This is a genomic window from Rhodococcus sp. IEGM 1305, assembly GCF_030058635.1.
GTDB classification, from domain to species: Bacteria; Actinomycetota; Actinomycetes; order Mycobacteriales; family Mycobacteriaceae; genus Rhodococcus_F; species Rhodococcus_F opacus_D.
The window spans coordinates 251,890-262,475 of the sequence record NZ_JASHKX010000007.1 but is presented as its reverse complement, the minus strand read 5'-3'; the positions used below and the strand labels follow the sequence as shown (position 1 = coordinate 262,475).

The 10,586-nt window shown below is 69.7% G+C and carries 9 protein-coding genes; 4 read left to right on the top strand and 5 right to left on the bottom strand.

What is annotated here, in order from left to right:
- Positions 1-79 precede the first annotated feature (79 nt).
- The 4 genes from QM693_RS15005 to QM693_RS14990 all read right to left on the bottom strand — a co-directional run bounded on the left by QM693_RS15005 (position 80) and on the right by QM693_RS14990 (position 5,491).
- Entirely contained in the window at positions 80-418 is a 339-nt protein-coding gene (locus tag QM693_RS15005) for a 4Fe-4S dicluster domain-containing protein (protein WP_005254107.1), read from the bottom strand.
- Positions 415-2,010 carry an FAD-dependent oxidoreductase gene (locus QM693_RS15000; protein ID WP_283352747.1) on the bottom strand — a complete coding sequence of 532 codons (1,596 nt, stop codon included), beginning with the start codon at positions 2,008-2,010 and terminating at the stop codon, positions 415-417. Before QM693_RS15000 ends, QM693_RS15005 begins: the two co-directional genes overlap by 4 nt.
- Positions 2,011-2,151: 141 nt before the next feature.
- Positions 2,152-2,580, bottom strand: a complete 429-nt coding sequence (locus QM693_RS14995) for a pyridoxamine 5'-phosphate oxidase family protein (protein ID WP_105413566.1) — start codon at positions 2,578-2,580, stop codon at positions 2,152-2,154.
- 1 nt (position 2,581) lies between these two features.
- Positions 2,582-5,491: an FAD-binding and (Fe-S)-binding domain-containing protein gene (locus tag QM693_RS14990; protein ID WP_283352746.1), complete on the bottom strand. Its 2,910-nt coding sequence runs from the start codon at positions 5,489-5,491 to the stop codon at positions 2,582-2,584.
- A gap of 57 nt (positions 5,492-5,548) precedes the next feature.
- On the opposite strand from QM693_RS14990, the gene QM693_RS14985 reads away from it, so the two are divergent.
- Together QM693_RS14985 and QM693_RS14980 are read left to right on the top strand one after the other, a co-directional pair.
- Positions 5,549-6,298 (top strand): DUF998 domain-containing protein, encoded by a 750-nt coding sequence (locus QM693_RS14985; RefSeq protein WP_283352745.1) that lies wholly within the window; start codon positions 5,549-5,551, stop codon positions 6,296-6,298.
- 34 nt (positions 6,299-6,332) lie between these two features.
- Entirely contained in the window at positions 6,333-7,115 is a 783-nt protein-coding gene (locus QM693_RS14980) for a DUF427 domain-containing protein (RefSeq protein WP_283352744.1), read from the top strand.
- A 2-nt stretch (positions 7,116-7,117) separates the two neighbouring features.
- Here the strand turns inward: QM693_RS14980 and QM693_RS14975 are convergent, their stop codons facing one another.
- A complete protein-coding gene (locus tag QM693_RS14975) occupies positions 7,118-8,416 on the bottom strand; it encodes an NtaA/DmoA family FMN-dependent monooxygenase (protein WP_283352743.1) in 1,299 nt (432 codons plus the stop codon).
- A 93-nt stretch (positions 8,417-8,509) separates the two neighbouring features.
- Between QM693_RS14975 and QM693_RS14970 the strand changes: the two genes are divergently transcribed.
- The gene (locus tag QM693_RS14970) at positions 8,510-10,021 is read left to right on the top strand and encodes an ATP-dependent DNA ligase (RefSeq protein WP_283352742.1); all 1,512 of its coding nucleotides are present in this window, start codon (positions 8,510-8,512) and stop codon (positions 10,019-10,021) included.
- An 86-nt stretch (positions 10,022-10,107) separates the two neighbouring features.
- Positions 10,108-10,584: a hypothetical protein gene (locus tag QM693_RS14965; RefSeq protein WP_283352741.1), complete on the top strand. Its 477-nt coding sequence runs from the start codon at positions 10,108-10,110 to the stop codon at positions 10,582-10,584.
- Positions 10,585-10,586 lie beyond the last annotated feature (2 nt).

The following is a 10,586-nucleotide window of genomic DNA, read 5'->3' as shown; positions in this document are numbered from 1 at the left end:
CAGTGTCCTCGATGTCCTGAGACATCAACTGTCCTGCATGTCCTGAACTCAGACACGAGTCCCTGGACTCGCTACGCACTCACGGGCGAAGCCTCGGCGGCGGTGCCCCGTGCGGCAGGGACGGCCCGACCGCCGTGAGCGAGCCTGCGGCACGCCCCTTCCCCCAGCCGAGCTTCTCGCGGTACCGGCCGATGTGGTCCTCCGGGATGTCCTGCCCGTCGACGAGCGGCGTGGACTGCGGGTCCACGTACAGCGCGTCGACCGGGCAGTACGCCTCGCACATGAAGCACGTCTGGCAGTCCGATTGCCGCGCGATCACGGGGATCCCGGTGTCGGTGCGGTCGAACACGTTGGTGGGGCATGCGTCGACGCACTTGTCGCAGCCGATGCACGCCTCGGCCAGCAGCACCTCGATCACGAGGCCACCCGCAACAGCCCGCTGCGTGCCGCGCCGGTCGAGGTCCACACGTCGTCCAGCCCACCGGTGAGCACGTGGTGGTGCTGCGCGGGGTCGAGGTCCGGGTAGTCGGCGCGCTTGCTCATTCCGCGGGTTTCCGTCCGCGCGAGCGTCGAGTGGTACATCCACCGCCCCACCGCGGTGATCGCCGCGGCCTGACGGGCCCGGACACGGTCGTCGCCGGAGTCGCCGCCGAGGCCCAGCGACAACGCCGTCCACAACGACTCCAGCTCGTCGAGCGCACCCTGCACACGCACTCCGTCCCGCAGGTAGTTCTTCTCGTACGGGATGAGTTCCGCCTGCGCGGCCGCGACGACGGCGGATGCCTCCAGCCCCGACCGCCCCGTGGGCCGCAGTCCGGCCCGGCCGGCGGGACGCAGTTCGCCCGCCCGGACCCGACGTTCGGTTCGCGCGAACCGCGCGGCCCCCGTGCCCGCCCAGCTGCCGGACGACATCGCCCACGCCGAGTTGTGGCTGCCGCCGCCGGTGAAACCGCCACAGATGCGTTCGCGGGTGGCGGCGTCGCCCGCCGCGAACAGGCCGGGGACGGATGTGGCGCAGGTGTCGTCGACCACGTCGATGCCGCCGGTTCCGCGCACCGTCCCCTCGGCGAGCATGCTGACCTCGAAGCGGTCGGTGAACGGGTTGATGCCGCGACGGTCGAATTGCAGGAAGAAGTTGGGCTGGCCGAGTCGCATCTGGCGCTGCACGTCGTCGTCCGCGCGGTCCAGTTGGGCGAACACCGGCTCGGACAGCAGCGTTTTCGCGATCACCGAACGCCCCTTGGTGGAGCCGGCGCCCTCGAGGACCCGTCCGTCGGCGTGGAAGAACGTGGCGTAGCCGTAGTAGGCGGTCTTGGTGATGGTGGAGTTGGCGGGGACGATCGCGTACGCGTTGGAGAACTCCATGCCGGAGAACGTCGCACCCACCTCGGCGGCCATCAGCGCGCCGTCGCCGGTGTCGACGTTCGTGCCCAGGGCGCGGGACAGGAACGCGCAGCCGCCGCTCGCGATCACGACGGCGCCCGCGGTGATCCGGTAGTCGCGGTCGTCGTGGCGCTGGTGGCCCGCCGCGCCGCGCACCTGGCCGTCGGTGTCGACGAGCAGTTCGAGGGCCGGCGAGTGGTCGAGAATCCGGACGCCCGCCTTCTTCACCCATGCCCGCATCCGCCGCATGTATTCGGGCCCTTGGAGTCCGGTGCGGATCCGCCTGCCTGTGTCGGGGTCGACGGGGAACGGGTACCGGCCTTCCTCGGCGAGGAGATTCATGTTCGCGTACGTCTGGTCGAGGACGCGGTCCATCCAGTGGTGGTCGGCGAGATGGCCGCCGAGCGTTTCGCGGCTGGCCTTGGCCTTCGCCCGCGCGGACGGGTCGGGGTCGACGTACCAGACGCCGGTGCCCGAAGGCGCGGTGGCGCCGCTGGTTCCGCAGTACCCCTTGTCGACGAGGACGACGTCCGCCCCGGATTGCCGTGCGCGCAGCGCGGCCCACGTTCCGGCGGGGCCGCCGCCGATGACGAGGACGTCGGTGCTCAGGTCGAGAAGTTCGGTCATGAAGGGTGCTCCTGTCGAGGCGGAACAACTGCCCTTCAACGCTTCCCCACATCGGCCCGCGCCGCCATCGTCAGAATCAGCGTGAGCCGAACGCCCGTGCGCCTTTCTGGTTGTCCCAGCTACCAAAAAGGCGCACGGGCGCTACGCGCCTTTGCCGTAGTCGACGCTCAGCCAGTGCTCCGGCCGCATGCGGATGACGATTGCGCTGTCGTCGTACGCCTCCTCGACGAAACTGTCGACCTCCTCGGCGGGGAGGTAGCGGGTGGCGAGTTCGCGGACGACGTCGGCGGTGGGTGATTCGTCGAACTCCGCCGGACCTTCGACGCTGACGTACCGGTAGGGCGGCTTCTCGTCCTGGGCGACGAGGCTGAAGCGGCCGGCGGCGCGGATCAGCCGCTCTTTCAGCGACCCGCGTCCGGTCCAGACGTACACCTCGCCGCCGGGTTCGTAGCCGTACCAGATGGGCACGGCGAGCGGTGCCCGCCCGTCGCGGTCGACGGCGATCACCCCCACGTGTACGTCGGCGAGGAACTTCTCGCGCTGTTCACTGGTCATCGACAACTGCGACATGTCAGTCTCCGCTCTGGTGTTCGGGTTTCGACGGTGGTGCGGGGTCGAGCAGCTGGGCGAGGTGTTGCGACGATCGGGTCGGGTCGAGTTGCCGTACCTGCATGTGGCAGCTGAACCCGTCGGTCAGCACTGTTGCTTCTTCGGGACTGTCGCGCAGTGCGGGGGCGAGTGCCTGTTCCGCCACCTGCATGCTGAGGTCGTAGTGGTCGGCCTCGAACCCGAAGTTTCCTGCGACGCCGCAGCATCCGGTGGCCTCGCGGACGCGTTCGACCCCGACCGCCTGCAGGGCCTTCCGCTGGCCGGCCGCGCCGAACACGGCGTATTCGTGGCAGTGGGTCTGCACGGTGACGTCGTCGGGCAGCGCCACGCTCGGGGTCCAGCCTTCCTGGGTCCGCTCGAGGACGGCGCCGGCGAAGCTCTGCACGCGGGCGGCGACGCGTCGTGCGGCGTCGGTGTGGACGAGTTCGGGCAGGTCCTTGCGGAACGCGGCGGCGCAGCTCGGTTCGAGGACGACGATGGGGCGGTCGGTGCCGTCGTCGAGGAGTTCGGCCGCCTTGGCGAGGGTCTTCTTCGCCTGCTTCAGCTGTCCGGTGGAGATCCAGGTGAGCCCGCAGCAGACGTCGCTGCGGCACTGCGAGCTGAGGCCCGCCTCGGCGAGCACCCGCGACGCGGCGCCGACCACCTCGGGGCGGAATCCGCGGGTGAACGTGTCGGCGAGCACCACGACGTCCGCGGTGCCGTTCCGCGACGTCTCCCCGACCTCGCGGCGGATCTGCTTGCGGGACGCGAACTCCGGCATCGACCGGTGCGGGGTGAGACCACCCAGCTTGGCCGCAACCTTCGCCAGTCGGCCCGCGGTGAGCCGATTCATCACGGGGGCGGACCGTTCGGCGATCTTCAGCCACACCGGCAGCCACCCGAGGGAGTAGTGCGACAGTGGACGCACCCGGCCGCGGTAGTGGTGGTCGAGGAATTCGGACTTGTACGTGGCCATGTCGACGCCCACCGGGCAGTCGGTGGAACAGGCCTTGCAGGACAGGCAGAGGTCGAGGGATTCCTTGACGTCCTCGGAGCGCCATCCGTCGGCGACGGTCGGCGAGTTGCGGACCATCTCCTGCAGGGCGCGGGCCCGGCCGCGGGTGGAGTCTTTCTCGTCGCCGGTCGCGCGGAAGCTGGGGCACATCACCCCGCCGGTCGACGCGCGGCAGCGGCCCACCCCGATGCACCCCTGGACGGCGTGGACGAACGGTGCGACGGGGACGTCGCTGGTGGGGGTGAGGTCGAAAGTCGTCTGCCACGCCCGCGGGTTCACGCCGTCGAGGGCCAGACTGCCCAGCAGCGGTTCGGGGTCCACGATACTGCCCGGGTTCAGCACGGCCGCCGGATCCCAGAGCCGCTTGAACGTCGCGAACGCCGCCATCATGGTGGGCGTGTACATGATCGGCAGCAGCGCCGACCGTGCGCGACCGTCGCCGTGCTCCCCCGACATCGATCCCCCGAACCGCACGCACAGTTCCGCGGCGCGGTGAATGAACCGCGACATCACGTCCCGGCCCTCCTCGGTGCGCTGGTCGAAGTTGATGCGGATGTGCATGCAGCCGGCGCCGAAGTGCCCGTACATCACGCCGGTGAGGCCGAATTCGGCGAGCAGGGCCTTGATGTCGACGAGGTAGTCGGCCAGCTGGTCGGGTGCGACGGCGGAATCCTCCCAGCCCGTCCAGGATTCGCCGCCCTCGACGAGTCGGGCCGACAGTCCGGCGCCGTCTTCGCGTACCCGCCACAGCGACGCGCGTTCGGCCGGGTCTCCGACCACCCGTGAGTCGACGAGCCGTCCTGCCGCCCGCAGCTTCGAGACCAGTTCGGCCCCGCGCAGTTTCACCTCGCCGAGGTCCTCGCCGTCGAGGTCGACGTACAGCCAGGCCTCGCCGTCAGGCAGCCCGACCACGGAGTCGGCGCCGCGCAGGTGCCGCATGGTGTCGACGATCGCCGAGTCGATGCCTTCGATCGCCGCGGGCGAGTACGCGAGGATCAGCGCGTTGTCGCGGGCGGCGTCCACCAGGTCGCGGTATCCGAGGCACAGCAGCATCGCCGCGGGCGGCACCGGCACCAGCGCGACGGTCGCGGCCACGATCACCGCGCACGTCCCCTCACTTCCCACCAGGGCGCGGGCCACGTCGAAGCCGTTCTCGGGCAACAGGTTCGCCAGGTGAAATCCCGACACCTGCCGTGGGATGCGGCCCAGCTCGAGCCGGAAGTCGCCGAGATACTCCTGCGTCAGCGCGTCGAGTCCGGCGGCGATCCGCCCGGCCTCGCTCACCGCGGACGCGTCGCCGGGATCGGTGGCCCGCAGCCCGTCGCGGGTGGCGGTCAGCCGGTGCCCGTTCGCCGTCACGAGGTCGAGCGCGACGACGTGATCGGACGTGCGGCCGTACCGCACGGAGTGGTTGCCGCAGGCGTCGTTGCCGATCGCGCCGCCAACGGTCGCGCGGGACTTGCTGGACGGGTCGGGAGCGAAGGTGAACGCGCCGTCCGTCGCCAGTTGCACGTCTTTCTGCAGGTCCGTGAGGACGATGCCGGGTTCGACGACGGCAGTTCGGGCGGACGCGTCGACGGCCCGCACCCGATTCATGTGCCGGGAGAAGTCGAGTACCACTCCCCTGCCGATCGCGTTGCCCGCGAGTGACGTGCCGCCGCCGCGGCTGGTGATGGGGATGCCGCGGTCCGTGCAGGCCCGGACGATCGCCACCACGTCGCCGGCGCTGCGCGGAAACGCCACCGCCAGCGGCGGCACCCGGTAATTGGAGGCGTCGAAGGAGTATTCGGCGCGCCGCCGCGATCCGATGTCGAGGTCGATGCCCAGCTCGGCGAGCTCGGCATGCAGGTCGGCCGCGGGACGTGTCAGCTCAGCCACGCGTCGATCTGTCCCGTCTCTTCGGAGTCAGCTACCGGAGTTCTCGTCAGCGGGGCCATGGCTACATGGTCGAGCCGCTCCCGAAGATTGTCAACAATCCACTCGGTGAGCCGGGTACGGTTCGGAGGGGTGAGCGTCGTGCGAACGCCGTCACCCGCCCAGCGACTGTTGGCTGTGCGGGTGGGAGCCACGGCCTGGGTACTCATCGCCCTGTATTTTTTCGCGGAGGTCGTGACCGCACGCGCCTGGCCGCGGCCGTACGAGGTGCGGACCAATTCGGTCAGCAATCTGGGTGTCACGGGCTGCGACGGCTCCGCAGCCCAGGCTGCGACCGCGCGGCTGTGCTCACCGCTGCACACGGTGATCAACAGCGCTTTCGTGCTGACCGGGGTGCTCATTCTCGCGGGAGCGGTGGGCCTGCGCGAGTTCCTGCCACCGGGACGCCTGCGCCGGGCCGCGTTGACGCTGCTCTGCCTGGCGGCCGTCAGTGCGGCCCTGACGGGCGTCGTTCCGATCAACGTGGACGCCCACCTGCACCAACTGGTCGCGACCCCGACGTTCGTCGCCCGCAACGCCGCCATGATCGTCATCGCAATCGCGCTCTACGAGCGTTGGCGCATCTTCGCGCTCTGGACCGGTCTCTGCTGCCTCGTCGGGGTCGTCGGAATGGTGGCGATCCTCCTCCCCGGCGAACCGTTCGGCATCACCGAACGCCTGGCCCTCTACCCGTTCACGGTGTGGGTCGTGACAGCCGGTGTCGCGGCGCTCCGCACCCGTGCGTGGTTAACGAGTCCAGAGCCTCCTTAACCACGCACCGGCGCCGAAGGCGCACCATGGAGTGATGTCCACAGCTCTCACGCATGCCGCCGCCACCCAGCAGTTCGCGGAGAACGGCCGCATCTCGATCGAACCCAATCACAAGCGCATCCGGGTGTTCTTCGGCGGTCAGGTGGTCGCCGACACCACCCGTTCGGTGTACCTGTTCGAGAAGGGGCACCTGCCCGTCTACTACATTCCCCGCGACGACGTGAACTTCGACCTCCTCGAGCCCGTCGACGCGACCACGACGTGCCCGTGGAAGGGCAAGGCCCGGTACTGGGATCTCGTCGTCGGCGATCGTCGCGCCGAACAATCCGTGTGGGGTTACGACGTGAAACTGGACGACTCCCTCGACCTCAGCCCGTACGTCGCGTTCTACTGGCACAGGATGGACGCCTGGTACGAGGAGGATCAGCAGGTGTTCGTCCACCCCCGCGACCCGTATGTCCGGGTCGACGTGCTGCCGTCGTCCCGGCACGTCGAGGTGTTCATCGGCGACACGCTCGTCGCCGACTCCGTCCGCCCGCGACTGCTGTTCGAGACGTCACTGCCGGTGCGCTACTACGTTCCCCGCATCGACGTGCGGTCCGAGTTCTTCACCGCCTCCGACACCAGGACGTCCTGCCCGTACAAGGGGACGGCGTCGTATCTGTCGTTCACCGGGTCGGGCGGCTCCGCGCCCGTCGAGGACGCCGCCTGGTTCTACCCATTCACCACCGCGGAGGCGTCGGGCATCGACGACCACGTGTCGTTCTACCCCGACCGCGTGCGGATCGTCGTGGACGGCACCGAGGTGGAGAACTGACGTCAATCCCGAGGGGGCAACGGGGGTAGTTCCAGATTGTCCCGGAACGTGCCGCCCACGTAGTCGTCGCCGACGATTCCGCGACGCCGCAGTTCGGGCAGCAGACCGTTGACGACGAAGTCCCGGGTTCGTTCCTCGGCGAGCCCGCCGAGGGAGATGACGTCGAGGACACCGGCGTCGTAGCGTTCCTGGACGGCGTCGGCGAGTTGTTCGGGCGTGCCCGCGACCGCCCAGTGGCCGGTGTCCTTGGACGCGATGATCAGCTCGCGCAGGGTCCGCCCGGACGCGGCGAGCCGGCTGAAGATTTCGACCCGGCCGCGGCGGCGGTTCACCGACCGGACGTCGGGCAGGACGTCGGCCGGGATCGGCTTGTCGAGCGGCAGCCCGGACAGGTCGATGTCGCCACCGAGCATGTCCTCCAGCCGGATCCGGCCGGCGTCGAGGTCCGTTGCCTCCTCCTGTTCCCGGACCAGTCGTCGCACTTCCTCCTCGGACGCGCCGTAGGTGGCGTGGAAGGAGCTCATGATCAGCGGCAGTCCGTCGGCGCGGCCGAGTTCGGTGGCCCGCGCCCGGATGCTCTTGGTGTAGGTGACGGCGTCGTCGAGGGTGGGCAGCGACGTGAACACGACCTCCGCGAACCGGGCCCCGAGTTCCACGCCGGCCGCGGACTGGCCGGCCTGGAATTGCACGGGACGGCGCTGCGGCAGCGGCGGGATGTTCAACGGTCCCTTCACCGTGAAGTACCTGCCGGCGTGGTCGATCGGCCGCACCCGATCGGCGTCGAGTGTGGTCCCCCCGGCACCGTCGGACGTCAGTGCCCCGGGTTGCCAGCTGTCGAACAGCGCGTTGATGACCTCGAGTGATTCCGTGGCGCGGGCGTAGCGTTCCTCGGGGCTCGGCAGGTCGCGGTCGCTGTAGTTCTCCTCGCCCAGTGAGGACGTGACGGCGTTCCAGGCGGCGCGACCGTTGCTGACGTGGTCGAGGGTGCCGAACAGCCGCGCGAGGTTGTACGGGTGGTGGAACGTGGTGGTCACCGTCGCGATCAGCCCGACGTGCGAGGTCACAGCGCTGAGCGCCGACAGGAAGATCAGCGGTTCCTGCGCGCCGATCGCGCCCTGCGCCCCGAAACTCAGGAGGTCGGCGGCGAACAGTGCGTCGAACTTGTTGGCCTCGGCGATCTTCGCGATCTCGATCGACGACGCGACGGTCGACTGCTGCGGATCGATGGCGGCGGCATAGGTGCTCACGGCGCCGCTGACTCCCGTGACCGTCTTCAGCGGCCGGCGACGTGGGGTGCTCATCGTCGATAGCCTAGGAACCACGGCCGGGTCGGCCCAGCGTTTCGATCAGGCGGATTCTGACCGCCCACGGGACGTTCCGGTTACCGTCGGGGTGTGCTGTTCTCGCAGATCGTCGCGACGTCCCGGAACGTGGGGGCCACGCGGTCGCGCAAGGTGAAGGTCGGGGCGCTGCGCGAGGTCCTCACCCAGCTGGAGCCGGCCGAGGTGGAACCGGTGGTGGCGTGGCTGTCCGGGGAGCTTCGGCAGGGCCGGATCGGGATCGGCTGGCGGACAATCGCCGACATTCCCGCCACCCCGGCCGACGTGCCGTCCGTGACGGTGTCGGAACTCGACGGGACTGTCACCGCCGTCGCCGGGATCTCCGGTTCCGGATCCGCCGCTCGCCGACGCGAACTGCTCGCGGACCTCTTCGCCCGCACCACCGCCGACGAGCGGGACTTCCTGCTGCGACTGCTCACCGGCGATCTTCGCCAGGGTGCTCTGGAGGGGGTGATGACCGACGCGATCGCGGCGGCCGCCGACCTTCCCGTCGAACCGGTGCGCCGGGCGTTCATGCTGTCGGGACGGCTGCCCGCGACCGCGGTCGCGGCGTTCGACGGCGGGGTCGACGCCCTCACCGCGTTCCGGCTGGAGGTGGGGCGACCGGTCCGGCCCATGCTGGCCTCCCCCGCCGAGTCACTCACCGACGCGTGGACCGAACTCGGCGGCGACGTCAGCGTCGAGTACAAACTCGACGGCGCGCGCATCCAGGTGCACCGCAACGGCGACGACGTGCACATCTTCACCCGCACCTTGCGTGAGATCACCGGCAGCGTGCCGGAACTCGTCGAACTCGTCGCCGGCCTGCCCTGCACGTCGGCGGTGTTCGACGGGGAGACGCTGGCACTCACCGACAGCGGCCGGCCCCGACCGTTCCAGGAGACGATGAGCCGCTTCGGCGCCGAGTCCGCCCGCGACCTGCTGCTGCACCCCTACTTCTTCGACTGCCTGCACCTCGACGGCGTCGACCTTCTGGACGCGCCGTTGGAGGAGCGGCTCGACGCCCTGGAACGCGTTGCCCCGCAACACCGCATCCCCGGGCTGATCCGCCCCGACAGCGACGCCGCCGCAACCCATTTCGACGACGCCCTTGCCGCCGGTCACGAAGGGGTGATGGTCAAATCGCTTGCCGCTCCGTATGCGGCGGGACGACGCGGCCGCGCCTGGCAGAAGGTGAAACCGGAGCACACGCTCGACCTGGTGGTGCTCGGCGCCGAATGGGGTTACGGGCGGCGCACCGGCTACCTGTCCAACCTGCATCTCGGTGCGCGCGACCCGGACGGCGGCGAACCGATCATGGTGGGCAAGACGTTCAAGGGCCTCACCGACGCGCTACTGCAGTGGCAGACGGACGAATTCCCGCGCCACGAACGCAACCGCGACGATCACACCGTGTATCTGCACCCCGACCTCGTCGTGGAGATCGAACTCGACGGCGTCCAGGTCAGTACGCGTTACCCCGGCGGGCTCGCGCTGCGATTCGCGCGGGTCCTGCGCTACCGCCCCGACAAGACTGCCGCCGACGCCGACACCATCGACGCCGTGCGGGCCCTGCTGCCGGGTTGACGGCGCTCGCTCGTCCTGCGGGGCGAGCGTGTGCGCGGTAACCTCCCCGGCACTGATAGGACGCCGTGCTGTGAGGGGGTCGACTGGTGATCTTCGTTTTCCGTTTCGTGCCGTCCCCCGTCGAGCGCACCGTCCGGAGGGCGGCCTCGGCTGCCGAGGGGCCGGTCCGCGTCGCCGTATGTGCGGTGACCGTGCCGATCGAGGTCGCGAAGACGTCGTTTCACATCCTCCGGCTCACCGAGGAACTGCTCGAGGAGGTCGTGTTCCTGCTGCGGACGATGCGGCCGGTGGTCGAGGCGGTGAGCACCACCCAGCAGTCCGACAATTTCGACACGGTGTTCCGGACGCTCGAACAGATCCAGCAGTCGGCCGACGCGATTGCCCGCACGCCGATCGGTGTCGTCCGGAGCGTGTTCTCGCCGGCCCGTCCGTCGCCCGAGCAGGTCGACTATCACCCCACGATCATCGACGCCGAGCCGCCGAAGCCGTCCGGTGTGGCGGTCCGGATCGCGTCCGTCACCGTGACGGCGCCGAGCATCACGTTCGGCAGGCCGAAACGCTGACC